Here is a 26,244-nt window from a genome sequence, read left to right on the forward strand (position 1 = left end):
TAGGCGCGTTTTTGTGAAAGGAACATGAAAAACCAGTCGGCGAATCGTTTTTCTGACAGCTATTAAGCCCGTGTTCAGACTACTGCCGTTCATCGCGTTTTTAGTAGAAAGGTCCTACAGAAGTGTTCCGCTTTATATGAAGGATGTTTCAATCCTTAGTTGTTTTATTGTTCTGTTTCCACTCAAGGCCGTTTTGTTTTGATTGACTTACCTGTTGCTGATTCAACTGCTGCAAAGAGCCCGATGACCGTGTATCTGGCGCGACTGGCGCCGTCCAGCCAACTGACCATGCGTTATGTGTTGCAGGATGCCGCCGACCGTCTGGGCTTCGAAGACATGAACGTCGAGGAAATTCCCTGGCACGAGCTTCAGCCCGAGGATGTGATCGCGCTGGTCGCGGCACTGCGTGAGGATGGCTACGCGCCGAATACGTCGTCGCTGTACGTCAACGCTGTGCGCGGGGTGATGAACGAAGCGTGGCGCATGAGCCTGATCAGCCAGGAACACTTGCTGAAAATGCGTTCGGTCAAGGGGATTGCCGGAACGCGGCTGTCCCAGGGGCGCAACCTGCGACGCTCGCTGATTCAGGAAATGATGGCGGTCTGTGCCGCGGACCCACGGCCACAGGGCCTGCGAGACGCGGCGATCATCGGGATTCTGTATGGCTCGGGCATGCGTAAATCGGAATCGGTGAACCTGGACCTCGATCAGGTGGATTTCACCGAGCGCAGCCTGCGGGTGACCGCCAAAGGCAACAAGCAATTGATCAAATACGCACCGGCCTGGGCATTCGCCAAACTGGATGCCTGGCTGGAGCTGCGCCGTTCGCAGCTCAAGGAAGGCGAAGTGGACGATCCGTTCCTGTTCAATCGCATTCGCCGTGGCAGCCACATCACCCGTGAGCGCATCACCAAGCACGCGATCTATTACATCGCCCGCCAGCGCGGTGCGCAGGTCGGGGTGAAGATCATGCCCCACGATTTTCGCCGCTCGTTCATTACCCGGGTGATCGAGGAACACGACTTGTCGATCGCGCAGAAACTCGCCCATCACAGCAATATCCAGACAACCGCCAACTACGACGTGCGGGATGATAACGAGCGGCGACGGGCCGTGGATCGTTTCGACCTTTAAGCTTCGCTCAACACGTGGGCGTGACCGATGGTCGAGACGTGCACCGCACTGCCGGTGGGTGGCGCGTACAGGCCCGAACTGCGCACCATGAGCGTGCGACCGGGCTGTTCGGCGGATGGCGGCGACTCCAGTTCCACGGTCAAGGTGCAGGTATTGCCGCTGAAATCCCGTTCGGTCACCACCGCGCGGCACCCAGTGGCCTCCACCGCGCTCGGCACGATGCCGACCACTTGCAGCTGCTCGGGCCGCAGCATGATCTGCGCGCAACGGTTGTTGCGATGGTTGTTGACCGGGATCCGCCCCAGATCACAATGCGCCCAGCCAGCCTCGATCCTGGCGGGCATGACCACCGCATCGCCGAGGAACAGCGCGGTTTGTTCGTCACCGGGGTAGCGGTAGAGGTCCAGTGGATGACCTGACTGCACCAGTTGGCCATCGCGCATGACCGCCAGTTGATCGGCAAACGACAGCGCCTCACTTTGATCATGGGTCACCAGGATGGTGGTGACCCCGGCGTCTGCCAGCAACCGCGCGACCAGTTTGCGCATGGCCGCTCGCAAGCCGGTGTCGAGCGCGGAAAACGGCTCATCAAGCAACATCAGGCGTGGCTGTTGCGCCAGTGCCCGCGCCAGAGCCACACGTTGTTGCTGGCCGCCGGAAAGCTCGTGGGGCCAACGATTGGCCATGCTGGAATCCAGTGCCACGCTGTCCATCAGTTCAGCGATACGCTCCTGTTTTTGCGCACCCTTGATCGACAGGCCGAAACCGATGTTGGCGGCCACGGTCATGTGCGGGAACAGGGCGCCGTCCTGCGGGACATAACCTATCTGGCGTTGGTGCGCCGGGACTTCGTGGGTGTCGTCCACCAACGTCTGGCCGTTGAGTGTCAGGCGACCCCAGTCCGGAAACTCGAAACCGGCGATCATGCGCAACAAGGTGGTTTTGCCCGAACCGGAAGGCCCGACGATCACCGTACGGCTGCCCGTTGGCACCGACAGGCTGATGTTTTCCAGGGCGCGTTGCGAGCCATAGGATTTGCAGATCGAATGCAGTTCAAGAGCGTTCATCGGCCAGCCGTTTTTTTGGATTGGTGATAGAGGAGCCCGGTCAACGGAAGTGACAGCAGGATCATCAGCAAGGCATAAGGCGCGGCAGCGGCGTAGTCGATTTCGCTGGTCAACGCCCAGAACCCGGTCGCCAGCGTGCGCGTGCCATTCGGTGCAAGCAGCAGGGTGGCTGTCAATTCATTGGTGATCGCCAGAAACACCAGCGCGGCGCCGGCGGCTGCACCGGGCGCGGCGAGGCGCAGGGTAATCAGCCACAGTGCGCGGCCGGGCGAGCGACCGAGACTGCGCGCGATGTTCTCCAATTCCACCGGTGCCTGGGCGATGCCGGCCCGCAAGCTGACCAGCGCACGGGGTAAAAACATCAGCAGATACGCCAGCAGTACGGTGATCGTGGTCTGATAAATCGGCCGGGCGAAATGTACCGTGACGGTCACCAAGGCCAGGGCGACCACTATGCCCGGCAATGAGCTGGTGATGTAGTTGCAGCTTTCGAGGGCCCGTTGCAGCCGCCCCGGCGAGCGGATCGACAGCCAGGCAATCGGGATCGCCGCGCAGGTGGTGAGGGCCGCACCCGCAATCCCTAGCAGCAGCGTCTGTTGCAGTGCCGGCATCAAGTCGGCCATCTGCCAGACGTGCACACCACCGGCGATCAGCCACTTGCCCAAGGTGATCAACGGCACCCCGAGCGCGAGGGCGCAGGTCACGATTTGCAAGGTCAGCGCGAGTACCGTGGGCACCTTTTTCAGGCGCACGAGCTGCTGCTCCCGGGCGCTTCCGGAACCGACGCGGGCATAACGCGCATTGCCACGCGCTGTCGATTCAACGGTAAGCATCGCCAGGCAGCACAGCGCGAGAACACTGGCCAGCATGTTCGCGGCAGGTCCGTTGAAGGTGGATTTGAACTGATCGAAGATCGCCGTGGTGAAGGTGTCGAAGCGGATCATCGCGTACAGGCCATATTCGGCCAGCAGGTGCAGCCCCACCAACAAGGCGCCGCCGCAAATGGCCAGGCGCAACTGCGGCAGCACGACGCGAAAAAATACGGCCCAGGGCTTGAGCCCCATTGATTGCGCGACATCTTCAATGGCCGGATCGAGCCGACGCAAAGTCGCCGCAATCGGCAAGTAGAGGAAGGGGAAGTAGGCGATGACCGAGACCAGAACCCCGGCAAACAGCCCGTGAATCGGCGGCACCAGGCTGACCCAGGCATAGCTGTGGACGAATGCCGGAACCGCCAGCGGCGCGGTCGCCAGTAACGACCACCAACGTCGCCCCGGCAGATCGCTGCGCTCGGTCAGCCAGGCCAGTGTCACGCCCAGCGCGATGCACAAGGGGATCGTGATCAACACCAACAACACCGTATTGATCAACAGCTCGCCAACCCGAGGCCGAAACACCAGCGCCAGCAAGGTCGACCAGCCAGTTTGTACGGACACGCCGATGACAAAGGCGATGGGCAGCAGCGCGAGCAGAGAAACCAGCACCGACAAACCGATCACCCACGCACCGCCGCGACCCACGAACAATCCGCGGGAGCGGCGGCGTAAAGTTGCGGGAATCGCCTCAGCGACGCCCGCGGGTAATGTTTCAGGTATCAATTAGAGCAGTCCGGCCTGAGTCATCAGCTCCACGGCTTTTTTACTGTCGAGTTTCGAGGCGTCGACTTTCGGCGCGTCGAGCTGCTGCAGCGGCACCAGTTTGGGGTTGGATTCAGCGTTCTTGCCTACAGCATATTCATAGGAGTTACCGGTCTTGAGGATCGCCTGGCCGTCTTTGCCGGTGACCCATTTCAGGAACGCCTGTGCTTGATCCTTGTGTTGGCTGGACGCCAGGACACCGCCACCGGAAATACTCACAAACGCGCCCGGGTCTTTGTGCTTGAAGTAGTGCAGGGCGGTGTTCTTGCTGTTCTCGCCGGTCTTGGCCTGATCACCGAAGCGGTAATAGTGATAAATCACGCCGCTGTCAATTTGCCCGGCGTTGACCGCTTTGAGCACCGAGCTGTTGCCCCGGTACGCGGTAAAGTTGTTTTTCATGCCCTTCAGCCACTCAAGCGTGGCGGCTTCGCCCTTGAGCTCCAGCACGGCGGCGACAATCGCCTGGAAGTCGGCACCAGCCGGGGAGGCCGCCCAACGGCCTTTCCACTTGGCGTCGGCGAGGTCCATCAGCGACTTCGGCAATTCGGCTTCGGGCAGTTTGCCCGGGTTATAGACAAACACCGTGGAGCGCGCGGCGATCCCGACCCATTTGCCATGGGCCGGACGGTAGGCTGCATCGACCTGTTCCAGGGTGGTCGGCGCCACCGGTGCAAACAGCCCGGCGTTGTCCACCAGCACCATGGCCGGGGAGTTTTCGGTCAGGAACACGTCAGCCGGGGAGGCCGCGCCTTCCTGCACGATCTGATTGCCCATTTCCGTGTCGTCGCCATTGCGTATCGTGACCTTGATCCCGGTTTCCTTGGTAAAACCTTCGACCCAGGCTTTGGTCAGGCTTTCGTGCTGGGCGTTGTAGACCACGATACCGTCGGCATCGGCGGCGTAGACGTGGCCGGCGCTCAGCAGGGCAGTGGCCAGCAGGGCTTTTTTCAGGAAAGAGGGGATATGGCGATTCATGCTTCGGGCAGCTCCTGTTTTTTTGGGCGTCATGCGCAGGAATTCGCGGGTCAACCAATGCGAATCATTTGCATGTTTCGGATCGCTGGAATGTAGTGGGTACAATGAGAAAAAAACGTTAAATAAACCGTTAATACATGTCATTTTCATTCAGATTAGCAGTGACTCAGCGCCTTGCGCGGTCGATCTGATTCAAACGATGTCGTCGATCAGGATATGGCGCTGGCCACGGCTGCAAATCTCGATTCTGGCTTCGACCTCGTAGACCTCGCGCAGCATCTGTTCGGTGATCACTTCATCGCTGGGGCCGCTCCCCCGGGAGGTTCCATTGGCAATCACCAATACCTGATCGGCAAAGCGTAGCGCTTGATTCAGGTCATGGATGGCAATAAATACAATGACTTCGCGTTTGCGTGCCAGTGCGCGCATGAAGTTCAGCACTTGCACCTGCCGATGCATGTCCAGCGCGCTGGTCGGTTCGTCCATCAGCAGGATTTCCGGTTCGCGCACCAGCGTTTGTGCGATCGATACCAATTGCTGCTGCCCGCCACTGAGTTCACCGAGGTTGCGAAAGGATAGTTCGGTGATGCCGAGCGCGTCGAGAATCTGGTCCACGAGTTTCAGCTCGTCGTCGTGAACGACCCATCCCGGCGTCAGTTGTTTGCGGGCCAGCAGCACGGATTCGTAGACGGTCAGCCGGGCACTGGCATTCAAGCCCTGAGGCATGTAGCTGATGCCCTGTGGCCCCTTTTTCGAGCTCTGCAAGTTGACCTGGCCCGGGCCGTCGATCAGCCCGGCCATGCGTTTGAACAGGGTGGATTTACCCGCTGCATTGGGCCCGACCACTGCGACCACCTGGCCACCGATAAACGTTGCCGTGGTCACGCCGCTAATGATTTCGCGCTGGCCATAGCGGGCGCCAAGGTTTTCAAGCTGGAGCTTCACCATGTGTTTTTCTTCCCGCCAAGGATCAAAGAGATGAAGAACGGCACGCCGATCAGCGAAGTGACCACGCCAATAGGGAAAATCGCGCCGGGGATCAGGGTTTTGCTGACCACCGAACTGGCGGACAGAATCAGCGCACCGGTCAGCAATGACGCCGGCAAAAAGAACCGTTGATCTTCACCAATCAGCATCCGGGCAATGTGCGGGCCGACCAGCCCGATAAAACCGATGGTGCCGACGAAGGCCACCGGAAACGAGGCGAGCAGGCTGACCATGATCAGCGTCTGGAAGCGCAAGCTGCGCACGTTGATCCCGAAGCTCGCGGCTTTGTCATCGCCTAAGCGCAGGGCCGTCAGGGCCCAGGCCCGTTTGGCGAAAATCGGCAGGGTTATGAGGATCACCGCGCAAATCACCCCGAGTTTTGGCCAGGTGGCTTTGGTCAGACTGCCCATGGTCCAGAACACTACGGCCGCCACCGCTTGCTCGGTGGCAAAAAACTGCACCAGTGCCAACAACGCGTTAAACGTAAACACCAGGGCAATGCCGAGCAACACGATGGTTTCGGCGGTTACGCCGCGACGCATGCTCAGAAAGTGGATCAGCAGCGCGCAAAGCATGGCCATGATGAACGCGTTCAGCGGCACCATGTACTGCGCCGCCAGCGGGAACAGCGCCACCCCGAAAGCCAGTCCCATTGCCGCGCCAAAACTGGCGGCAGCAGAAAGGCCCAGGGTGAATGGACTGGCCAGCGGGTTGTTGAGGATTGTCTGCATCTGCGCACCGGCCAGCGACAGCGCCGCGCCGACCGCAACCGCCATCAGCGCGACCGGCAAGCGGATGTCCCACATCACCACCCGCACTTGCGCCGACGCCGTGTCCGGTGAAAACAGGGCGCCAAGCACCTCCTTCAGGCTGTAACTGGCCGGACCCAGCGCCAGATCGAGCAGCACGCTGAACACCAGCAACACCGCCAGCGCCACCAGGATCAGCCGTTTTCGCAGGACTCGTTGACGGTACGTCACGCTCTGCGCAATAGGCAGTTCACCTAGCGAACTCATGGCTTGCCCCCGGTTTTATCAAGGCTGACGAAGTAGCCCGGTTGGTAGGGCACAGGCAGGAAGCGCTCGTGGAGTTCGCGAAACGCGGCGTCGGGATCCAGATCGGCAAACAACGCCGGATGAAACCACTTGGCCAATTGCTGGATGGCCACAAACTGGTAGGGGCTGTTGTAGAACTGATGCCAGATGGCATGAAACGCTTGATCGTTCTGCGCCTTGATGCCGGCATAGGCCGGGCGTTGGGTGTACCAGGCCAGTTTGTGCCGCGCTTGTGCCAGGTCCGCGCCCGGTCCGACGCCTACCCAGCGACCGCCGGGCGCAAAGGCTTGCCAGTTGGCGCTGGTGACGACCACTTGATCCGGGTTGGCGACGATCACCTGTTCGGGGTTCAACTGGCCAAAGGTGTTCGCGATGATGTTCTTGGCGATGTTGTTGCCACCGGCCATGTCGACAAACAGGCCAAAATTTTCGTTACCGAAACTCAGGCAACAATCGTCGGTGTACCCACCGATTCGCTCGATGAACACCGTGGGCCGCGCAGGGTGTTTGGCCTCGATGACGTCGGTGACACGACGGATCTGTTGATTGCGGAAGTCGATAAACGCCTCGGCGCGCTCTTCCTTGCCAAACAACTGGCCGAACAGGCGCATGGTCGGCTCGGTGTTTTGCATCGGGTTGTTGCGAAAATCGACGTAGACCACCGGGATCCCCAGCGCGTCGAGCTTCTCGATGTAGCGCGCATCTTCGGTGGCGTGCTGCGCTTCGATGTTCAGGACGATGACGTCCGGTTGTTGCGAGATCGCTTGCTCGATGTCGAAGGTGCCGTCTTCAAAGCCGCCGAAGGTGGGAATCCTGGCGATGTCGGGGAACTTGCGCAGGTAGGCGCCGTAAGTATCCGGGTCGGACTGAATCAAGTCCTTGCGCCAACCGACGATGCGCTCGATGGGGTTTTGCGTATCCAGCGCGGCGACCAGGTACAACTGGCGCCCCTCGCCGAGAATCACCCGCCTGACCGGGAGGTGAACCTTGACCTTGCGGCCCAGCAGGTCAGTGACCGTGACGGCGGCGGGATCCGGATTCGCCGCGAGCGCGGTGCGCGGCGCCAGGGAAAACCACACCACGCCCAGCAGTCCCGCCAATAGCAGGGCCGCGAAGGCGTGGCGGCGTGGATGAACAGATGCCATGGTTGAAACCTTTACAGGTAGCCAGACCGGGCAACGGCTCAGGCCGTTGCCCGGGGCTGAACGTTTCAGAAGTCGACGGTGGCCGACAGTTGCAGGGTGCGCGGCGAACCTTGTGAGAAGGCGCCATAGGACGCGACACCGGACCAGTACTCACGGTCGAAAACGTTCTGCACCGTGGCCCGGAATGTGGTCGGACGCTCCGCGATGCGCGTGGCGTAACGTGCGCCAACATCGAAGCGGGTCCATGGGTCGAGTTCCTGGGTGTTGGCCTGGTTAACGTATTGGCTGCCGGTGTAGATCGCGCCGCTGGTCAGCGTCAAACCTTCGATCCACGGCGTATCCCACTCGGCCCACAAGTTGGCCTGGACCTCGGGCACGCCCACCGGTTTGTTGCCGCGATTGGCAACGGTTCCGGTCTTGGTCAGTTCAGCGTCGAGGACGGTGACGCCACCGAGCAGGCGAGTGCCTTGGGCGATCTCGCCAAACACGTTCAACTCCACGCCCCGGTTGCGCTGTTCACCTTGTACCGAGAACACACCGGAGGCCAGCTCGCCGCTGGGTTTCTTGATCTGGAACAGGCTGAGCGTGGAGGTGAAGGTGCCGTAGTCGACCTTGACCCCGACTTCCTGCTGGCGGGAAATGTACGGCGCGAAGATCTCGCCGGAGTTCGACGCGGTGGCCGGGGCGATGTCGCCCTTGCTCAAGCCTTCGATGTAGTTGTAGTAAAACGACACGTGGTCCCAGGGCTTGACCACCACCCCGAACAGCGGCGTGGTCTCGCTTTCGTCATAAGACGTGGTGACGGCGCCGGCCGCGTTGAAGTTGTCGGATTCGATGTTCTGCTTGCGCAGGCCGACAGTGACCTGCAAGCGTTCATCCAGTACCGAAAGGGTGTCGGCCAACGCCACGCCCGACAGTTCTGTCTCGGAGACTTTGAGGGCATCCGGTTCGGCAATGGACGGTTTCGGACGGTCGATCGGGTGGTACATGTTCGACAGCACGGCCGGGCCGGAGATGATGCCGCGTTTCAGTTCGTCGCGATAACGGGTGACCTGCAACGTGGTGCTGTGGCTGATCGGACCGGTGTCGAAGCGCAGGCGGGCACCGGCGTCGACGGTGTAGCGCTCGACTTCGAATTTGTAGTAGCCCGGGATTGAAGAGGTGTCACCCGCGTTGTTGAGAATGGTCGGGGTCTGATCAGACATCCGCTTCACGTCCGACCGGCCGCCACCGGCGTGGGCGAACACGGTCAAGGCGTCGTTGAGGTCGTACTCGGCACCGAGCAGGGCCGATTTATCGCGGGTTTCGGCCCATCCCCAGTCCTGGCTCACGTTGGTGCGGCCGTTGGCGGCGGAGGGAATTTCCACGCCCGAGGCGATGAGAAACGGACGGGACGCGGCGTCGAATTGTTCTTTCTGGCTGATCAGGTCCAGGGTGGTTCGCAGGCGATCACCCTGATAGTCCAGGGAGATGGCGCCGATGTCGACGTCCCGGGATTGATCGTCGATGGCCGTGTCGCCTTGCTGGGTGCTGCCGTTGACGCGCACACCGAAGCGACGCTCTTCGCCGAAGCGCCGGCTGACATCGACGTGGCCGCCGATCTGCGAATCCATGGCGTAGCTGGCGGTGAAGCGGGTCAGGTCCTCGTCGAGGGAACGCTTGGGGACTACGTTGATCACGCCACCGACACCACTGTTCGGCGACATGCCGTACAGCAGGGCGCCGGGGCCCTTGATCACTTCGATACGCTCGGCGTATTCGGTGAAGACCCGGTAGTTGGGCGCAACGCCGTACACCCCGTCGAACGCCAGTTCGCCGAGGTTGCCTTCGCCCACCGGGAAACCGCGAATGAAGAAGGAATCGACAATGCCGCCGGTCTGGCCAGTGGAGCGTACCGAGGAGTCGCGCTCCAGCACATCGGCCACTGTCACGGCCTGCTGATCTTTCATCAACGTCGAGGTGTAGTTGCTTACGCTAAACGGCGCGTCCATCACGTCCTTGTTGCCCAGCATGCCGAGACGCCCGCCACGGGCGACCTGACCGCCCGGGTAGGCTGGCGGCAAGCTGCCCTTGCGACCGTCGGTGCCGTTGATCGTGGTTTCGGCAAGGGTCAGGTCACCCTCGCTGTTGGCCGGGATCGGCGCCAGGGTGTAGCTGCCATCAGTGCGCGGCACTATTTGCAGGCCGCTGCCGGACAACAGTCGGGTGATCGCTTCCTGGGTCGAGTAAGTGCCGGAAAGCCCCGGACTCATCAGGCCCTCGGTCATTGATGGCTGGAATGACAGCGCAATGCCGGCGTCCACCGCGAACTTCGACAAGGTTGCCCCCAGCGGGCCGGGGGCAATGCTGTAGGCGCGGGTCGCAGTGGCATCCAGTGACGCAGGCGCGGCAAGGGCAACGGGGCAGGCGACGCCGGTCAGGGCAAGGCTTAGCAACGCGCTGCGGATAGCCAGCTTGAGTGAGCGATCCGAACGCAGAGGGCGTGCAACGAACATGGAGTGATGACCCTTTCGACGAGGTTGAGAAGTTCTTCCTTTCCTTGCCAGTCGAGATCAAAAAAAGTATCACCCGCTCAGCCATTTTTTTTTGCGCGAGGTTCAGGCGGGGGAGAGCGTCACCCAATAACCGCTCAAGTGGCCGGTTGCGAGCACCGGGTAGGTTTGCACCAGCATGTTCAAGGTGCGTTGGGTATCGCTGATGGGGAACGCGCCAGAAATGCGCAGATCGGCAATCGCCGGATCACAACGCACGAAGCCTTTGCGATAACGCGCCAGTTCCGCGATGAAGTCGGCCAGACGCATGTTGTCGGCCATCAGCATGCCTTGGGTCCAGGCGCTGACGGAGCGGTCCACCGGGTTCAACAGGCCGAAAGCCTGCGATGAAAAGTCGGTGCGTTGCCCGGCATTGACGATCAAGGGCGTTACGCCGTTGCCACCAGGCAGTTCAACCCTGACAGCGCCGTCCAGTACTGCGAGCTGAGTGCGGGTTTGCAGTTCGCGCACCGTAAACCGCGTGCCCAATGCCTGCATTCGCCCCTGACGGGTAGTCACCAGAAACGGTCGGGACTGGGGGGCTGCATCCGGTGCGGTCTGCACCAGGATTTCACCTTCACGCAAATTGATCAGCCGTTGACGGGCGTCGAACAGCACATCGATCGCCGAATCGGTATTGAGTGTAATGCGCGAGCCATCGGCCAGCGTCAACTCGCGTTGCTGGCCCACAGCAGTCCGGTAGTCGGCCGACCATTGTTGGGATTCGACCAGTTTCCAACTGCCCCAACCGGCGGGTAACACGGCCAGCATTATCGCCAGTTTGCCGAGGGCCATGCGGCGTTCGGGATTGCTCGGGCGATCCAGCGCCGACATCGCCAATGACGGGGGCAGGCCGCCCAGTTTGCTTTGCAGCAGTTGGGCCCGGCCCCAGGCGCGGCTGCGTTCAGGGCTGCTGACACGCCAGCATTCCCACTCGGCGCGCTCGGCATCGTCAAGGTCGCCTTCGCTGATGCGCATCAGCCACTCGGCCGCTTCGTCGAGTACTTGCGGATCAATCTGAGTAGGCGTGGCGTAGGTCGACATTCATTCCACCAGCATCAGGCATTGAACGAAGGCCTGTTTCATGTAGCGCTTCACGGTGATCAGCGACACGTCCAGTTGCGTGGCGATGTCGTCGTATTTCAGCCCGCTGATCTGCGACAGCAGGAATGCGCGTTTGACCAGCGGCGGCAGGGCGTCGAGCATCGCGTCGATTTCGTGCAGGGTTTCCAGCACGATGAAACGCAATTCGGGCGAGGGCGCTTCAGGGGCAGGCAACAGCGCGAGGGCATCCAGATAGGCGCGTTCAAGCGCCTTGCGCTGATACCAATTGACCAGAATGCCCTTGGCCACACAGCTCAGGTAGGCCCGGGGTTGTTCAATGACCGCGACCCTGGAAGCCAGTATGCGTGTGAAGGTGTCTTGCGCCAGGTCCGCCGCATCCATGGCGTTGCCCAGTTTTTTGCGCAGCGTGGCGTACAACCAGCCGTGATGGCCGGTATAGAGGGCCTCGATCGCGCGCAGATGATTGTGATGAGTCGCGGGCAGGGTATCGCTCATGGATGATAATTTTTAGCGATTGAGAAGTATTCCCAATCCTAAGTGACTGCACCCCTGCGGCGCAAGGGGGAGGCTGATCAGTCGCAGCGTGGCGCTTCGTCCGGTTGCAACAGTACTGATCGATAACGCAAGGCGACAATGAGCACCAAGGCCATTGCGTAGGCCAGGCAAACGATCAGATAGGTGTATTGCAGGCCGTAGACCTGGCTGAGCAAACCGCCCAGGGAAATACCTGCGATGGAAGCCAGTTGCGCAGTGCTCTGAGCCACTCCCAGTACGTAACCCTGTTGTGAACTGTCGACCGTCTTGGAAATCAGCGCCATCAGCACCGGCGTCGTGGCGCCCAGCAGCACACCCCACAGGAAGTAGGCCATGACAAACACGGCCGGGTTTCGGGTAAGGCCGGCGACACCGGTCAGGCCGATGCAGCCGATGACAACCCAGGACATTCGCTGCAGGGTTTGCTGTTGGGTCCGGTGTTCGAAGTAGCTTGCCCAGCGTGTCGCCGAAAGGATGAAGCCCAGTGCCAGCAAGCCGTAACACAGGCCCGTGACCGAATTGCCGACCTCAAACACCGAGCTGACGTACAACGAAAATGATGTCTGCGGCAGCATCCGCGCCAACAGCAGAATGCCCATGACGCCCAACAGCGACATCAGGGGCGAGCCCTGCCACACGCCGCGTGCCCGACCCGGCTGCGGCGCAGCATCCACCACCGGCGTTTTTTTCACGGGAGGCACATCCGGCAACGTCACGGCCGCCACCACGGTGCACACCGCGCAGAGCGCCGAAGCGATGAGATTGATCCAGAAAAAAGTCGCGTAATCGAGAATCAGACCGCCGACCACTGCGCCGAGCAACGAGCCGACGTTGGTGGAGATTTGCAGGATCGCAAACAGGCGGGCCCGCCGTGAGGGCGCCTCGATACTGACCCCGTAAGCCTGGGCTGGCGCGATATACCCGGCAAAGGCGCCTTGCAGGAAGCGCAGCAGCAGAATCACCCAGATATCACTGCACAGTGCCAACCCCAACTGAGTCAACGACAAACCGGCCAAGGCACGAATCATCATCAACTTGTGACCATAACGGTCGCCGATTCGGCCCCAGAAGGCGCTGGTCAGCATGATGCCCAGCATCGGGCCAACATACACGGCGATGCTGGCGAAACTGAACAGCGATTCCGACGTGGTCAGCCCGCGCAGGTAGACCGGCCAGAACGGGCCGCTCATTTCCATCGCACCCATGGAGATGAGCTGGATCGTGAACAGAAGATAAATCAGGATTCTGACGCTGGAACCCTGAAAAGTGCCTGAATGGAACATCGGTCAGCCTCGGTGGTTGGCCGGCATCCTACGTGCTTTGCCATCAAGGGAAAACCATATCGGGCGTTCTGTATCGGTGTCAGTTGGCAGACGGACAGCCTCGCTGCGCAGTGGTTGCTGCCTGGCTGATCAACGCGGCCAGGCGTTTGACGTTGTTTTGCTGGGCCAGCACCAAGTCATCAATGGAGGGGCCTGAAGGCGTCTGCAAGGTGCTGCGGCACGTAATCAGCGTGCTATCGCCTTCGCCGGGATTACGCAGGCGCCATTTGACGTCGATCAAACCGTACTGCCCGGGAATCGAGTCAAAGCGTTGCACATCCAGACGTACCGATACTCTTCGCTGCGGACTGCTGTTGGCCAGTTGATCCACCAGAGCACTGCGCAACTCATCCACCAGACTCGCAGCCCACCATTGGGTTTCGAGAATTGCCACGCCGCTGTTGCCCTGACGAATGACGATCTGCGGGCGATCGACCTGGGCCGGCACGCTGAGGCTTTCGATCTGGATTTCCCCGCCGTTGCCTCGTGCGGTGCCGCTCGATTGTGCCGGGGTCAGGGTGTGGAACTGAATCGGGTCACTGCGGCAGGCGGCGAGCAGTAGACACGCAGTGACCAAGGTAATCTTCAGCGGAAAAGCCATGGGTGTTGCTCCTGTGGTCAGTTGCGCGGTGGGCCCTGTAGGTCCGTCGGTGCTGCGTTATTGGGACGACCGCGAATCAGCGACTCTGGATGCCGGCCCAGGTAATCCGAGAGCTCACGCAGGGAGCGCGACATGCGCCCGAGTTCTTCCAGGGTCTGGGTCAATTGCTCGCGTTGCGGCGAGTCTTCGGCAAGGGTCGAGCTGGCCGATTGCAGGGTTTTGCTGACGTCTGCCAGGGTGGTTTGCACGCCAGGCAGGGTCTTGGCGTTGAATTGCGCGAGGCCCTTGCGCAGCTCTACGAGGTTGCTGTCGAGGTTGCCGGCGATGCGCTCGATGGGCAGTTGGTTGATCTTGGTGACCATGCCTTCGAGTTTTTCCTGCAACTGTTCGAGGCTGCCAGGAATGGTGGGAATGCTGACAGGGCGGGCGGTCGGGTCGAACACGACTTTCTCCGCTTTGGGGTAGAAGTCGAGTGCGATGTACAACTGGCCGGTCAACAGATTGCCGCTGCGCGCCTGGGCCCGCAGACCGTTTTCGATAAAACTGCCCATCAACCGTACGCCGGCGGCTTCGTCATTGGGGTCATGCTTCAACGCTTCAAGCATTCTGGCGTGGGCCTGGCCGAGCCGTTGTGGGTAGATCACGATGCCGACGTTGACCGGAAAGCTGCGTTTTTTCGGGTCGAAATCCAGATTGACCGACACAACCCTGCCGAACTCGATGCCGAGGAATTCCACCGGCGCACCGACTTTCAACCCGCGCAATGCCTGGTCGAAACGCAAACTCAGGAACTGCGCCTTGCCGCTGGGCGGGGCGAGGGCGGTTTGCTGGTCTTCGAACAGCTCGAAGCCTTTGTCCTCTAGCGCCGGTTTATCGTTGGGGCTGTATTCCGGAGCCCTGAACGCGATGCCGCCCACCAATATGGACGAGAGCGACTCGGTCTTCACCGAAAAACCGTTGGCGCCGACGTTGACATCAATGCCGCTGGCATTCCAGAACCGGGTGTTATCGGTGACGAAGGCATCGTTGGGCGAATGGATGAAGACTTCGAGGTTCACCCCTTTGCCGTCGGCATCCAGGGCATAGGCGACCACTTGGCCGACCGGAATTTTGCGGTAGTAGACGGGGGAACCAATGTCGAGCGAGCCCAGGTCCTGGGTGTGCAGCGTAAAGCGCTTTCCGGGTTCGCCATAGGTAATGGGGGGCGGATTTTCCAGCCCGGTGAAATTCTTTGACCGGGCATTGGCCTGGCCGATGTCGGCGCCAATGTAGTCCCCGGACAGCAGTGTATCGATGCCCGACACGCCGCCAGCACCGATGCGGGGCCGCACCACCCAGAATTGCGAGTCTTCGCGGGTGAAACTTTCCGCCTGCTTGGACAGTTTGATGGTGGCGTTGACGCTTTTCTGGTCGCCGCTCAGTTCCACGTCGGAGACATGCCCGATCACCACGTTGCGGTATTTGACTTCGGTCTTGTTGGCGGTCAGGCCGCTACCGGTCTTGAACGTGACGGTGATGGTCGGTCCTTCCTGCAAAATGCTGTGAACCACCAGCGAAATACCCACCAGCACCGCGACAATCGGCACGATCCACACCAATGAAACGCTGTAGCGGCGGGTCTTGATGGGGGCCTGCCCGGGAGCTTGCGGCCCGTCAGCGGCTTGAGACTTCATCCATGACCTCCTCGTTTTCGGAATGTTGCTGATCCCAGATCAGACGTGGGTCGAAACTCATCGCCGACAGCATGGTGAACACCACCACCAGACCAAAAAACAGAATGCCCGCGCGCGGTTCGATATCGGCCAGCGCCTGGAACTTCACCAACGAAGCCACCAGGGCGACCACGATCACGTCAAGCATCGACCAATAACCGATGAGCTCGACGAAACGGTACATTTTTGAGCGCTCCTTGCGCGCCCAATCACTGTCGCGCTGAACGGTCACCAGCAATAACGACAGGGCGACGAACTTGATGCCCGGCACCGCGATGCTGGCAATGAAAATGATCAGGGCGATGTCCCAGGCGCCGTGCTGCCAGAAATCCAGCACACCGCCCATGATTGTGCTGTCCGCGCCGCTGCCGACCATTTTGGTGTTCATCACCGGCAACACATTGGCCGGGATGTAAAACACCAATGACGTGATCAAGTAGGCCCAGGTTCGGGTCAGGGCGTTGGTTTTGCGCCGATGCAGCGGCGCACCGCAGCGTTCGCATTCGTGGGGGTCGCCGGTCATGTCACAGGCCAGGCCGCAGCTGTGGCAGAGACACAGGTTGAGTTCGCTGGCGACTGGTGGCGTGGTCATAAGACATCCCACAGTTCACGGACATCGCGCCCGGCGATGCGGATCATCATCAGGCTGAGAATGGCCAGTGCGAACAGGCCGATGCCGGGCAGGACGTCGAGCAACCCGGCAAGCTTGATCACCGCGACCATCGCCCCCAGCAGGCAGACTTCCAGCATGCTCCAGGGCCGCAGGGTTTCCAGCCAGCGCATACAGAATTTGAAACCCGGCGAACGACGGGAGGCGAGGGCAAAACTCAGGACCCAGATCAGCAGCAGCAACTGGAAAATCGGCGCGATGATCATGGCGATGGCCGCCACCATCGCGATGAAGGTAATCGGACCCAGACTCAGGGCCTGCACCGAATCCCACAGCGTCGCGCTGTTTTTCAGGCCTTGCAGGCTGATGCTCATGACCGGGTAGAAATTGGCGAATATCCACAGCATCAGCGCGGTGACGGTCAGCGCCAGCCGCTGCTCCACCGTCAGGCCGTTATAGCGCTGAAGCACGCCGCCGCAGCGCGTACAGAGGGTTTTCTGATGTTTGGCGAGCGTGACTTTTTGATACACGCAGTCGCAGTGCTCGCAGATGATCAGTTGGTCAGTCGTAGCCATAGGCCGCACTCGCCAGGAGGCAGGAAAGTCAGAGCACATCCTCAATATAGAAGTGCCTTGCAATTGAGCAAATTAAAAGGCGGACTTAAAGTCACTTGCTGGCGATCGGGCCTTGAGTCCTGCACTGATCTTGCGGCCGCCATCGCCAGCAAGCCGGCTCCTACAGGGGTTGGTGTTTACCCGGTGGATCGGCTGCGCACGGATATTGTAGGAGCCGGCTTGCCGGCGATTGGGCCTTGAGGCTTGCGATTATCTTGAGGACGCCATCGCCAGCAAGCTGGCTCCTACAGGATTTGGTGTTTACTCCGTTGATTGGCTGCGCACGGATATTGTAGGAGCCGGCTTGCTGGCGATTGGGCCTTGAGGCTTGCGGTTATGTTGAGGACGCCATCGCCAGCAAGCTGGCTCCTACAGGGTTTGGTGTTTACCCGGTGGATCGGCTGCGCACGGATATTGTAGGAGCCGGCTTGCCGGCGATTGGGCCTTGAGGCTTGCGGTTATGTTGAGGACGCCATCGCCAGCAAGCTGGCTCCTACAGGGTTTGGTGTTGACCCGGTGGATCGGCTGCGCACGGTTATTGTAGGAGCCGGCTTGCTGGCGATTGGGCCTTGAGGTTTGCGGTTATCTTGGGGGCGCCATCGCCAGCAAGGGGTGGGTGTTTTAGCCTAGGACTTCGCGCAGGCGATACCAGAACATGCCGAGGGCCAGCAGCGGTGAGCGCAGCTTCGGGCCGCCGGGGAAGGTCATGTGGGGCACGGCGCTGAATACGTCAAAGCCTTGGCTGTGCCCGGCATGAATCGCTTCGCCCAGCAGTTTGGCGCACCAATGGGTCACGTTCAGGCCGTGACCGGAATAACCCTGTGCGTAGAACACGTTCGGATGCTGACTCAAGCGCCCGACCTGCGGGAAGCGATTGGCGGTGATACCAATCTTGCCGCCCCATTGATAATCAATGCGCACATCGGCCAGCTGCGGGAACACCTTGAGCATTTGCGGGCGCATGTAGGCGGCGATGTCTGCCGGATCACGCCCGGAATAATGGCAGGCACCGCCGAACAGCAAACGCCGGTCCGCCGAGAGCCGGTAGTAATCCAGGCCGACTTTCTGGTCGCACAGCGCCAGGTTCTGCGGGATCAACTGCGTTGCGACGTCAGGCGTCAACGGCTCGGTGGCGATGATGTAGCTGCCCGCCGGAAGCACCTTGCCGCTAAGCTTCGGTTCGAGTTCGTCCAGGTGCGCGTTACACGCCAACACCAGGCTGCCGGCGCGCACCGTGCCCCCGGCACAACGCACCTGCACGGTATTGCCATGAATCAACTCCAGCACCGGGCTCTGTTCGAAGATCTGCACCCCAAGCGATCGCGCCAGTCGCGCTTCGCCGAGCACCAGATTGAGCGGGTGCAAGTGCCCCGAGCCCATGTCCACCAGGCCACCGGCATACACGCCTGAATTCACTACGTGTTCACGGATCTGCTCCGGCCCGACCAATCGCGTTTCATGGGCGTAACCCGACTCGACAAGGCCTTCCTGCTCAGCCTTGAACGCCGCGAACTGTGCCTTGGTGTTGGCCAGTTCGCAAAAACCCCAGCGCAGGTCGCAATCGATGCCGTGCTCGCGGATGCGCTTGCCCACCAGCTCGACCGATTCGGTCCCCGCGCGCTCCAGGTAACGCACGCCTTCTACACCGATGTGCCGGGCGAAACCGCTGACGTCATGGCCAATGCCGCGGATCAACTGGCCACCGTTGCGCCCGCTGGCGCCCCAGCCGATCCGCCGGGCTTCCAACAAAATCACCGAGAGCCCGCGCTGGGCCAGTTCGATGGCCGTGTTGACCCCGGTAAACCCGCCGCCGATCACGCAGACATCGGCGACAAGGTCCTCTTCCAGCGCAGGGAAGGGCGTCAGCGTATGGGCCGATGCCGCGTAATATGAACGTGCATGTTCGTGGTTGTACTGATTCATTTGTTGGACTTCACTTTGCTCCAGGAACGGGTCATCAGCCGCATGATCGCCTGGGGCGGGGTGGTCGAGATGTAGAGCTTGTCGAGCACTTCCTGAGGCGGGTAAACCTCGGGATTGTTCACCAACTCTGGGTCCATGAATTGCTTGGCGGCCGGGTTGGGGTTGGCGTAACCGACCGAGGCGCTGACCTTGGCGATCACTTGTGGGTCGAGCAGGTAGTTGATGAAGGCGTGCGCCTCTTTTGTGTTGCTGGCGTCGGCAGGAATCGCCAGCAAATCGAACCACAGGTTGCTGCCTTCCTTCGGAATCGCATAGGCGATGTTCACGCCGTTCTTGGCTTCCTTGGCGCGGTTGGCGGCCTGGAACACGTCACCGGAATAACCGAACGCCACGCAGATGTCGCCGTTGGCCAGGTCCGACACGTACTTGGATGAGTGGAAGTAAGTGATGTAAGGCCGGATGCTCAGCAGCTTGGCTTCGGCCTTCTTGTAGTCCTCGGGATTTTCGCTGCGCGGGTCCATGCCCATGTAGTTGAGGATCGCGGGGAAGACTTCATCCGCCGAGTCCATCATCGACACGCCACACTGGCTGAGCTTCTTGATATTTTCCGGTTCGAACAGCACGGCCCAGGAATCGATGTGATCGATGCCCAGCACTTGCTTGACCTTGTCGACGTTGTAGCCGATGCCATTGGTGCCCCACAGGTAAGGCACCGAATGCTCGTTACCCGGATCGTTTTTCTCCAGTAGCGCCAGCAGTTTCGGGTCGAGGTTCTTGAAGTTCGGCAGCTGTGCGCGATCCAGCTTGAGGAACGCGCCGGCCTTCACCTGGCGCGCGAGGAAGTGGTTGGACGGCACCACCACGTCATACCCGGTACGGCCGGCGAGCAGTTTGCCCTCCAGGGTTTCGTTGGAATCGAAAACGTCGTAGATCACCTTGATTCCGGATTTGGCCTGGAAGTCGGCGAGGGTGGTTTCGCCGATGTAATCGGTCCAGTTGTAGACGCTGACCTGTGGTTGAGCCTGGGCAACAGCGCTGAACAGCAGGGCCAGCGCGACCGGGACCACGGATTTCAATAGACGCATATCGACACCTTTGGAGTTGTTGGATTCTTGTAGGAGCGAGGCTTGCCCGCGAAGGCGGACTGCCAGCCAACGGCGATGTTGAATGTGCTGGACTCTTCGCGGGCAAGCCTCGCTCCTACACGAATGTGTGATCTCGTGTGGTTTTCAGACGCTAAGAAGCAAAAACTCCCGCTCCCACGAGCTGATCACCCGTTTGAAATTCTCGTGCTCCGCTCGCTTGACCGCGACATAACCGCGGACAAACTTGCTGCCCAGATAACGCTCGATGGTTTCGCATTCTTCCATCTGCGTCAGCGCGTCTTCGATGGTGATCGGCAGGCGCAGGTTACGTCGTTCGTAGGCCCGGCCCTGTACTGCAGCGCTCGGCTCGATACGTTCGACCATGCCGAGGTAACCGCACAACAGGCTGGCGGCGATGGCCAGATACGGGTTGGCATCGGCGCCGGGCAAGCGGTTTTCCACGCGCATCGCCTCAGGGCTGGAGGTCGGCACACGCAGGCCCACGGTGCGGTTTTCCTCACCCCACTCGACGTTCACCGGCGCCGAGGTGTCCGGCAGGAAGCGGCGGAACGAGTTCACGTTGGGCGCGAACATCGGCAGCACTTTGGGAATGTATTTCTGCAGGCCGCCGATGTAATGCAGGAACAGCTCGCTCATCTGCCCGTCGGCATTGGCGAAGATCGGCTGGCCGGTGGCGATGTCCACCACACTCTGGTGAATGTGCATGGCGCTGCCCGGCTCGTCGCCAATCGGCTTGGCCATGAACGTCGCCGCGACGTTGTGCTTGAGCGCGGCTTCACGCATGGTGCGTTTGAACACGGTGATCTGGTCGGCCAGGTCCAGCGCGTCGCCATGACGGAAGTTGATTTCCATCTGCGCCGGGCCGTCTTCGTGGATCAGCGTGTCGAGGTCCAGGCCCTGTAATTCGCACCAGTCGTAAACGTCTTCAAACAGCGGGTCGAATTCGTTGGCGGCGTCGATGGAAAACGACTGACGCCCACTTTCCGCACGGCCCGAACGGCCCATCGGCGCCTTGAGCGGCAAGTCCGGGTCTTCGCAGCGCTGGGTCAGGTAAAACTCCATTTCCGGCGCGACAATCGGCTTCCAGCCTTTGTCGGTGTACAACTGCAAGACTTTCTTCAGCACGTTGCGCGGCGACAGTTCAATCGGGTTGCCGAACTTGTCGAAGGTGTCGTGGATCACGATTGCGGTGGGCTCGATGGCCCATGGAATCACGTACACCGCATCGGAAACCGGCTTGCACACCATGTCGATGTCGGCCGGGTCGAGCAGGTGGTAGTAGATGTCGTCGTCGACAAAGTCCCCGGTTACCGTTTGCAACAGCACACTTTCCGGCAGGCGCATGCCTCGCTCATGCAGGAACTTGTTGGTGGGCGCAATTTTGCCGCGTGCAATGCCGGTCAGGTCGCTGACGACACACTCGACTTCGGTAATCTTGTGATCTTTCAGCCACGTGAGCAGCTGATCGAAAGGGACATTCATAAAGACCTCGTTATTGGTTTTATTAACGCCGGGGAGGGTGGTTTCATCCGCCACACACTTCCCCTGGGACGCGTTGACGACTATCTTGGGCGAGCCTTGACGTTCCATCTATCCACTTTCAGCAGCACCAAAACGCACCAAACGAGTGCGTAAGGTCACCCATGACAGCGTGCAATCCATTACAGGTCCAAGCGTTCGATACCGCCGATGTCGCCGAGCAAATCCGCGCCACCCCCGGCTGGGTCCAGCATTACCAGCAGATGTCGCCGGGGCATTTCGCCGGGCGGGTGCGTTACCTCGACCTGCAGGGCGTAGAGATTTACGAAGAACACATGAACACCCGGGTCGAGCAGAATTTCAGCGCACCCGAGGGTGCACTGGCGTTCTGTTTCGATCGCAGTGACAACGCGCTGTACGTGCTGAATGAAGAAAGCCGCAACATCTGGATCACGCCGGAGAACTACCAGGAAATCGCCGTGGTGTTCGGGCCGGAGTTCGTTCAGCGTCACGGTCTGAATGTCGCCAGGCTCGAAGGTTTGTTCATGGCGCCGCTGAATTCGGGGCAGAACGCGCTGTTCAGCCGCTGGCTGAGCGGGACTCTGACCCGGTTGGCGCAAACCCTCGATCCGCCGAGCAAAGAGGCCTTGACCCAGCAGTTGCTGGAAGACTGCCTGTACATCCTCGACAACGCCTCGGTCTGCCTGGATCGCGGCGGATTGCAGCGCCGCGCTGAAGAGCGGGCGGTGATGAAGCGCATTGGTGAATGGGCGGCCGATTCCCCGGAAGAAACCCTGAACCTGCTGGAGCTTTCCCGGGTTGCCGGGGTGTCATTGCGTCAGTTGCAGCACGCGTTCAAGGCGTACACCGGCATGACGCCGACCCATTGGCTGCGTCTGCGCCGACTCAACAGCGCGCACCGCGAACTGCTCAATCGCTCGTCCTTGGAAACCACCGTAGCCGAAGTGGCGATGCAGTGGTCGTTCTGGCATTTGGGGCGGTTTTCCAGCAGCTACCGAGCGTTGTTCAAAGAGCTTCCCAGTCAGACCCTTGCGCGTAAAACCGGCCGGGCATCAAGCCGCTGAACCGATCACTGCTCAGCGTGGCTTGGTTGCTTTGGGCGATTTAGTGCTGCCGGGGATGTGCAGATAAGCCATGACGCTTTCGGTCAACTCGGTCGCCAGTTTGACGGCTTCCTTGTTGCGCGCCATCACCCCTGCGACCAACCCTTCGATCAAGGCGAGTACGGCGATGTTGGAACTGGTCATGACCGGGTGATCGGCCGGGGCGAACAGAACGTGATCGGCAACGCTGGTCAGCGGCGATGCAGGCGAATCGGTGATTGCCAGCACCTTGGCCCCGCGTTCATGGGCGAAACGGGCGAGTTGCAGGGTGTCGAGCGAGTAACGCGGCAGGGCAATCGCCAGCAAGACGTCCTGGTCGGTAATCGCGGCCAGACGGTAAGCGGCGTTTTCGTTACCGCCCTCCATGCTGATAGCGGTGGCGTCCGCACAGAACGGCATCAGCGTCGAGGCGGCGAGGCCGGCAAAATAGACGCTGTTGCCAAACCCAAGAATGTAGATTTTGCGTGCGTTGATCAGGCTGGTGACGAACGCTTCAAACGTGTCTTCATGGTTGTTGGTCGCCGCCGTCGCCAGGTTACTGGTGGCGCTCTGGATTTGTTCCTGCAGCCCAAACGCGCCGTCGGGGCGATGCGCCAGTTCGTTGCGCAGCTTGTCGACGGGCGAGACCATTTGCTGCAACGTCGCCACCAGCTCGGCCTTCATGCCGGTGTAGCCGCCGAGGTTCAGGGCTTTGGCCAGGCGGTTTACCGCTGCGGGTGAGGTGGACGTGACGTGAGCCATCTCTTCAATGGTCAGCGTCGCCGCCTTCAGCGGGTGGCGCAGAATGAAGTCGGCCACCTTGCGCAGTGACGGTGGCAATTCGGAAACGGTTTCCGCCAGTTTGCGCATGACCGGCGCGGCATAGACCGTGGTGTCTTTCGATGGGGTCGGCATATCCGGCTCAACATTTCCTGAGAATTAGAGAAGGCCTGGCATGAGGTTGGCGCGAGTGTATCCGAAGCCGACCCTCGGCGTGCACCGCAAGGGCGAGGGTCGGTGATGCAAACGCGCGGATTACTTCAAGCTGCCGGCCAAAAACTGTTGCAGCCGTTCGGACTGTGGTTTTACCAGCACCTCACGTGGGTCACCGCGCTCTTCGACCAAGCCCTTATGCAGGAACACCAGTTGATTGGAGACTTCCCGGGCAAACCCCATTTCGTGGGTCACCACCACCATGGTGCGGCCTTCCTGAGCGAGATCCTGCATGACCTTCAGCACTTCGCCGACCAGCTCGGGGTCGAGTGCCGACGTCGGTTCATCGAACAGCATCACTTCCGGTTCCATGGCCAACGCACGTGCGATCGCCACGCGCTGCTGCTCGCCACCGGACATATGCGCCGGCCACGCGTTCATGCGGTGCGCCACGCCGACTTTGTTCAAGTAATGCTCGGCCTTTTCCCGCGCTTCTTTCTTGCCCAGCCCCTGCACATGCACCGGGGCTTCCATGACGTTTTCAAGGGCACTCATGTGCGACCAGAGATTGAAGTGCTGAAACACCATCGACAGTCGCGAACGCATGCGCTGCAACTGCCGGGGTTCGGCAGCCTTCAGGCCACCGAGTTTGTTGTTCACCAGTTTGAGCTGCTCGCCATTGAGCACGATATTGCCCGCGTTCGGCTGTTCCAGCAGGTTGATGCAGCGCAGGAAGGTGCTTTTGCCTGAGCCGCTGGAACCGATGATGCTGATGACGTCGCCCGCTTTCGCTTCCAGGGATACGCCCTTGAGCACTTCGTGGGTGCCGTAGCTTTTGTGCAGGTTCTGGATTTCAAGTTTGTACATTCTGTTCACTCTCTGGTGTCAGTCGCTGAGTAAGCGGCCCTGGCGAATCAGGCGGGTGCCGGCGACTTTGGCCAGCCACAAACCGGGCTGGGCAAAACGCAGACGTTCGCGAGCATAAAGGATGCCGTCGGTGCTGGCGCGCACGATGCTGTGGCGATCGTTCAGCGGGTCAAGCACTTCAAACAGTGGATCGCCAACCTTGACCCGGGCGCCCAGCGGTTGCAGGAAACTCACCACACCAGGGTGCGGCGCGTAGGCGTATTGCGTCCCGGCGAATGGCGTTGCTTCACAAGCGGATATCGGGGCCTGGGGCCAGTCACCGCTGATCAGGCCTTGTTCGGCGAGATAGCCGAGAATGGCCTCCGCGCTGTCGACACATTGCTCGCGCTCGGTGTCGGCCATGCCACGCAATTCGATGGTCGTGGCCACGCACGCCATCGGGATAGCCGCTTCGGGAAACAGCTCGGCCAGGCGTAACCAAGGGATCGCACAGGCTTCATCGAAGGCGCTGCCGCCAGCATCTTCGGCCAGCAGGGCGGCACCGGCGCCCAGGCGTGCGGCCAATGAGCGCAAGCGTGGCCAGTGTTGCGGCATGGCATAAAGCAGCATGATCGACTCGAAGTCGCAGTGCAGGTCCAGCACCACGTCGGCGTCACACGCATGCTGCAACAGCAGGCGACGCAGGCCATCCAGTTCCGAAGTGGCTGGTGGTATGTCGGCGAGGACATCGGCCATGGCGCGACGGATCAGCGCGGTGTTGACGTCTGCGTCGGCGCCCAGTTGGCCTTTCACCAATGCGGCTACGGCTTCGGTCAGCTCGGGGAAATCACGATTGAAATTCTTGCCGCTGGAGAACTCGAAGCGACCTTGATGGGTGGCCTGGAACATCTGGGCGATGCCGATGGGGTTGGACATCGGCACCAACTCGACGACCCCGTTCAGGCGACCTTGCTCTTCCAGTACTCGCAGACGACGTTTGAGTTCCACCGCCACGCGCATCCCCGGCAACTCGTCGGCATGCAGGGAGGCCTGGATGTAAGCCTTGCGCGGCCCGCTGCCAAAGCGAAACAGTGACAGGCGCCGCTCGGTGCCCGAAGCACTCCACGGCAACAGGTATTCAATGTGCTCCATAACAGCTCCTTAATGCTTGCGCGGTGCCAGGTATGCCAGCCAGCGGCGCTCGGCCAACTTGAACAGACGAACCAGGATGAAGGTCAGGGCCAGGTAGATAAGGCCGGCAGTGATGAACGCCTCGAACGGCAGGTAGAACCGCGAACTGACTGTTCGCGCGGCCCCGGTGATATCCACCAGCGTGACGATCGACGCCAGGCTGGTGGTTTGCAGCATCATCAGCACTTCGTTGCTGTACTGCGGCAGCGCCCGGCGCAAGGCCGACGGCAGCAGAATGCGGCGGTACAAGGTCACGCGCGACATGCCCATGGCTTTGGCCGCTTCGATCTCGCCGTGAGCCGTGGCCTTCAAACTGCCGGCCAGTAACTCCGCGCTGTAGGCACTGGTGTTGATCGCGAAGGCCAGGCACGCGCAAAAGGTGGCACTGGACAGGTAGGGCCAGAGCGCGCTTTGGCGTACCGACTCGAATTGCGCCAGGCCGTAATAGATCAGGAACAACTGCACCAGCATGGGCGTGCCGCGGATCACGTAGGTGTAAAGCCAGGCCGGAAAGTTGATCAGCGGCGACCGAGACACCCGCATCAGCGCCAGCGGAACGGCCAGGACCAGGCCGAAGGCCAGGGAAATCAGCAGCACTTTCAGCGTCACCAGGATGCCGTTGAAATACAGCGGCAGGTTTTCCCAGATCAGGTTGTAGTCGAGCATCATTGGTT

23 protein-coding genes are annotated in these 26,244 nt (G+C 60.7%); 2 read left to right on the forward strand and 21 right to left on the reverse strand.

What is annotated here, in order from left to right; translation table 11 throughout:
- Window positions 1–243: 243 nt before the first annotated feature.
- Window positions 244–1,134 (forward strand): tyrosine recombinase XerC, encoded by an 891-nt coding sequence (gene xerC / locus ACM6IO_RS24070; RefSeq protein WP_008038408.1) that lies wholly within the window; start codon window positions 244–246, stop codon window positions 1,132–1,134.
- Here the strand turns inward: xerC and ACM6IO_RS24075 are convergent.
- The 17 genes from ACM6IO_RS24075 to ACM6IO_RS24155 all read right to left on the reverse strand — a co-directional run bounded on the left by ACM6IO_RS24075 (window position 1,131) and on the right by ACM6IO_RS24155 (window position 21,500).
- Window positions 1,131–2,201, reverse strand: a complete 1,071-nt coding sequence (locus ACM6IO_RS24075) for an ABC transporter ATP-binding protein (protein ID WP_223434219.1) — start codon at window positions 2,199–2,201, stop codon at window positions 1,131–1,133. The two genes, xerC and ACM6IO_RS24075, sit on opposite strands and share 4 nt — an antisense overlap.
- The gene (locus ACM6IO_RS24080; RefSeq protein ID WP_414912430.1) at window positions 2,198–3,796 is read right to left on the reverse strand and encodes an ABC transporter permease; all 1,599 of its coding nucleotides are present in this window, start codon (window positions 3,794–3,796) and stop codon (window positions 2,198–2,200) included. The genes ACM6IO_RS24075 and ACM6IO_RS24080 overlap by 4 nt, the downstream gene beginning before the upstream one ends.
- A gap of 3 nt (window positions 3,797–3,799) precedes the next feature.
- Complete coding sequence (locus ACM6IO_RS24085; RefSeq protein ID WP_008026448.1) at window positions 3,800–4,813, reverse strand: iron ABC transporter substrate-binding protein; 1,014 nt, start codon at window positions 4,811–4,813, stop codon at window positions 3,800–3,802.
- 192 nt (window positions 4,814–5,005) lie between these two features.
- A complete protein-coding gene (locus ACM6IO_RS24090; protein WP_414912361.1) occupies window positions 5,006–5,761 on the reverse strand; it encodes an ABC transporter ATP-binding protein in 756 nt (251 codons plus the stop codon).
- Entirely contained in the window at window positions 5,755–6,816 is a 1,062-nt protein-coding gene (locus ACM6IO_RS24095) for a FecCD family ABC transporter permease (protein WP_192227216.1), read from the reverse strand. The genes ACM6IO_RS24090 and ACM6IO_RS24095 overlap by 7 nt, the downstream gene beginning before the upstream one ends.
- Complete coding sequence (locus ACM6IO_RS24100; protein ID WP_414912362.1) at window positions 6,813–8,000, reverse strand: ABC transporter substrate-binding protein; 1,188 nt, start codon at window positions 7,998–8,000, stop codon at window positions 6,813–6,815. Before ACM6IO_RS24100 ends, ACM6IO_RS24095 begins: the two co-directional genes overlap by 4 nt.
- A gap of 65 nt (window positions 8,001–8,065) precedes the next feature.
- Window positions 8,066–10,495: a TonB-dependent receptor gene (locus tag ACM6IO_RS24105; protein ID WP_207284301.1), complete on the reverse strand. Its 2,430-nt coding sequence runs from the start codon at window positions 10,493–10,495 to the stop codon at window positions 8,066–8,068.
- A gap of 102 nt (window positions 10,496–10,597) precedes the next feature.
- A complete protein-coding gene (locus tag ACM6IO_RS24110) occupies window positions 10,598–11,575 on the reverse strand; it encodes a FecR family protein (protein ID WP_280163938.1) in 978 nt (325 codons plus the stop codon).
- Complete coding sequence (locus tag ACM6IO_RS24115) at window positions 11,576–12,091, reverse strand: sigma-70 family RNA polymerase sigma factor (RefSeq protein ID WP_008026436.1); 516 nt, start codon at window positions 12,089–12,091, stop codon at window positions 11,576–11,578. It lies immediately after the preceding gene.
- Between the two features lie 77 nt (window positions 12,092–12,168).
- A complete protein-coding gene (locus ACM6IO_RS24120; RefSeq protein WP_414912363.1) occupies window positions 12,169–13,413 on the reverse strand; it encodes an MFS transporter in 1,245 nt (414 codons plus the stop codon).
- A 79-nt stretch (window positions 13,414–13,492) separates the two neighbouring features.
- The gene (locus ACM6IO_RS24125) at window positions 13,493–14,053 is read right to left on the reverse strand and encodes a membrane integrity-associated transporter subunit PqiC (protein ID WP_414912364.1); all 561 of its coding nucleotides are present in this window, start codon (window positions 14,051–14,053) and stop codon (window positions 13,493–13,495) included.
- Between the two features lie 17 nt (window positions 14,054–14,070).
- Entirely contained in the window at window positions 14,071–15,726 is a 1,656-nt protein-coding gene (locus tag ACM6IO_RS24130) for an intermembrane transport protein PqiB (RefSeq protein WP_008038427.1), read from the reverse strand.
- Window positions 15,707–16,357 carry a paraquat-inducible protein A gene (locus ACM6IO_RS24135; protein ID WP_008038428.1) on the reverse strand — a complete coding sequence of 217 codons (651 nt, stop codon included), beginning with the start codon at window positions 16,355–16,357 and terminating at the stop codon, window positions 15,707–15,709. Before ACM6IO_RS24135 ends, ACM6IO_RS24130 begins: the two co-directional genes overlap by 20 nt.
- Window positions 16,354–16,950: a paraquat-inducible protein A gene (locus ACM6IO_RS24140; RefSeq protein WP_008038429.1), complete on the reverse strand. Its 597-nt coding sequence runs from the start codon at window positions 16,948–16,950 to the stop codon at window positions 16,354–16,356. The genes ACM6IO_RS24135 and ACM6IO_RS24140 overlap by 4 nt, the downstream gene beginning before the upstream one ends.
- 660 nt (window positions 16,951–17,610) lie before the next feature.
- Window positions 17,611–18,912, reverse strand: coding sequence for an NAD(P)/FAD-dependent oxidoreductase (locus tag ACM6IO_RS24145; RefSeq protein ID WP_414912365.1), 1,302 nt, complete (start codon window positions 18,910–18,912; stop codon window positions 17,611–17,613).
- Window positions 18,909–19,997, reverse strand: a complete 1,089-nt coding sequence (locus ACM6IO_RS24150) for a polyamine ABC transporter substrate-binding protein (RefSeq protein WP_008026423.1) — start codon at window positions 19,995–19,997, stop codon at window positions 18,909–18,911. Before ACM6IO_RS24150 ends, ACM6IO_RS24145 begins: the two co-directional genes overlap by 4 nt.
- A gap of 144 nt (window positions 19,998–20,141) precedes the next feature.
- Window positions 20,142–21,500 carry a glutamine synthetase family protein gene (locus ACM6IO_RS24155; protein ID WP_414912366.1) on the reverse strand — a complete coding sequence of 453 codons (1,359 nt, stop codon included), beginning with the start codon at window positions 21,498–21,500 and terminating at the stop codon, window positions 20,142–20,144.
- 161 nt (window positions 21,501–21,661) lie between these two features.
- Here ACM6IO_RS24155 and ACM6IO_RS24160 point away from each other — a divergent pair, with 161 nt between their 5' ends.
- The gene (locus tag ACM6IO_RS24160; protein ID WP_414912367.1) at window positions 21,662–22,582 is read left to right on the forward strand and encodes a helix-turn-helix domain-containing protein; all 921 of its coding nucleotides are present in this window, start codon (window positions 21,662–21,664) and stop codon (window positions 22,580–22,582) included.
- Window positions 22,583–22,594: 12 nt separating this feature from the next.
- Here the strand turns inward: ACM6IO_RS24160 and ACM6IO_RS24165 are convergent, their stop codons facing one another.
- The 4 genes from ACM6IO_RS24165 to ACM6IO_RS24180 all read right to left on the reverse strand — a co-directional run bounded on the left by ACM6IO_RS24165 (window position 22,595) and on the right by ACM6IO_RS24180 (window position 26,239).
- Window positions 22,595–23,515: a MurR/RpiR family transcriptional regulator gene (locus tag ACM6IO_RS24165; RefSeq protein WP_008041565.1), complete on the reverse strand. Its 921-nt coding sequence runs from the start codon at window positions 23,513–23,515 to the stop codon at window positions 22,595–22,597.
- A gap of 120 nt (window positions 23,516–23,635) precedes the next feature.
- Window positions 23,636–24,400 (reverse strand): ABC transporter ATP-binding protein, encoded by a 765-nt coding sequence (locus ACM6IO_RS24170; protein WP_008026415.1) that lies wholly within the window; start codon window positions 24,398–24,400, stop codon window positions 23,636–23,638.
- A gap of 18 nt (window positions 24,401–24,418) precedes the next feature.
- Window positions 24,419–25,531, reverse strand: a complete 1,113-nt coding sequence (locus ACM6IO_RS24175) for a succinylglutamate desuccinylase/aspartoacylase family protein (RefSeq protein ID WP_008026414.1) — start codon at window positions 25,529–25,531, stop codon at window positions 24,419–24,421.
- Window positions 25,532–25,540: 9 nt separating this feature from the next.
- Window positions 25,541–26,239 carry an ABC transporter permease gene (locus ACM6IO_RS24180; protein ID WP_008026413.1) on the reverse strand — a complete coding sequence of 233 codons (699 nt, stop codon included), beginning with the start codon at window positions 26,237–26,239 and terminating at the stop codon, window positions 25,541–25,543.
- Window positions 26,240–26,244 lie beyond the last annotated feature (5 nt).

Source organism: Pseudomonas sp. IT-P44 (genome assembly GCF_949768225.1).
Lineage (GTDB): Bacteria > Pseudomonadota > Gammaproteobacteria > Pseudomonadales > Pseudomonadaceae > Aquipseudomonas > Aquipseudomonas migulae.

Coding starts and splice junctions, on each gene's coding strand:
- ACM6IO_RS24100 (WP_414912362.1), bottom strand. CDS start 8,000: ATGGCATCTGTTCATCCACGCCGCCACGCCTTCGCGGCCCTGCTATTG.
- ACM6IO_RS24090 (WP_414912361.1), bottom strand. CDS start 5,761: ATGGTGAAGCTCCAGCTTGAAAACCTTGGCGCCCGCTATGGCCAGCGC.
- ACM6IO_RS24170 (WP_008026415.1), bottom strand. CDS start 24,400: ATGTACAAACTTGAAATCCAGAACCTGCACAAAAGCTACGGCACCCAC.
- ACM6IO_RS24130 (WP_008038427.1), bottom strand. CDS start 15,726: ATGAAGTCTCAAGCCGCTGACGGGCCGCAAGCTCCCGGGCAGGCCCCC.
- ACM6IO_RS24155 (WP_414912366.1), bottom strand. CDS start 21,500: ATGAATGTCCCTTTCGATCAGCTGCTCACGTGGCTGAAAGATCACAAG.
- ACM6IO_RS24095 (WP_192227216.1), bottom strand. CDS start 6,816: ATGAGTTCGCTAGGTGAACTGCCTATTGCGCAGAGCGTGACGTACCGT.
- ACM6IO_RS24175 (WP_008026414.1), bottom strand. CDS start 25,531: ATGGAGCACATTGAATACCTGTTGCCGTGGAGTGCTTCGGGCACCGAG.
- ACM6IO_RS24110 (WP_280163938.1), bottom strand. CDS start 11,575: ATGTCGACCTACGCCACGCCTACTCAGATTGATCCGCAAGTACTCGAC.
- ACM6IO_RS24145 (WP_414912365.1), bottom strand. CDS start 18,912: ATGAATCAGTACAACCACGAACATGCACGTTCATATTACGCGGCATCG.
- ACM6IO_RS24105 (WP_207284301.1), bottom strand. CDS start 10,495: ATGTTCGTTGCACGCCCTCTGCGTTCGGATCGCTCACTCAAGCTGGCT.
- ACM6IO_RS24160 (WP_414912367.1), top strand. CDS start 21,662: ATGACAGCGTGCAATCCATTACAGGTCCAAGCGTTCGATACCGCCGAT.
- ACM6IO_RS24140 (WP_008038429.1), bottom strand. CDS start 16,950: ATGGCTACGACTGACCAACTGATCATCTGCGAGCACTGCGACTGCGTG.
- ACM6IO_RS24150 (WP_008026423.1), bottom strand. CDS start 19,997: ATGCGTCTATTGAAATCCGTGGTCCCGGTCGCGCTGGCCCTGCTGTTC.
- xerC (WP_008038408.1), top strand. CDS start 244: ATGACCGTGTATCTGGCGCGACTGGCGCCGTCCAGCCAACTGACCATG.
- ACM6IO_RS24180 (WP_008026413.1), bottom strand. CDS start 26,239: ATGATGCTCGACTACAACCTGATCTGGGAAAACCTGCCGCTGTATTTC.
- ACM6IO_RS24120 (WP_414912363.1), bottom strand. CDS start 13,413: ATGTTCCATTCAGGCACTTTTCAGGGTTCCAGCGTCAGAATCCTGATT.
- ACM6IO_RS24085 (WP_008026448.1), bottom strand. CDS start 4,813: ATGAATCGCCATATCCCCTCTTTCCTGAAAAAAGCCCTGCTGGCCACT.
- ACM6IO_RS24165 (WP_008041565.1), bottom strand. CDS start 23,515: ATGCCGACCCCATCGAAAGACACCACGGTCTATGCCGCGCCGGTCATG.
- ACM6IO_RS24075 (WP_223434219.1), bottom strand. CDS start 2,201: ATGAACGCTCTTGAACTGCATTCGATCTGCAAATCCTATGGCTCGCAA.
- ACM6IO_RS24135 (WP_008038428.1), bottom strand. CDS start 16,357: ATGACCACGCCACCAGTCGCCAGCGAACTCAACCTGTGTCTCTGCCAC.
- ACM6IO_RS24125 (WP_414912364.1), bottom strand. CDS start 14,053: ATGGCTTTTCCGCTGAAGATTACCTTGGTCACTGCGTGTCTACTGCTC.
- ACM6IO_RS24115 (WP_008026436.1), bottom strand. CDS start 12,091: ATGAGCGATACCCTGCCCGCGACTCATCACAATCATCTGCGCGCGATC.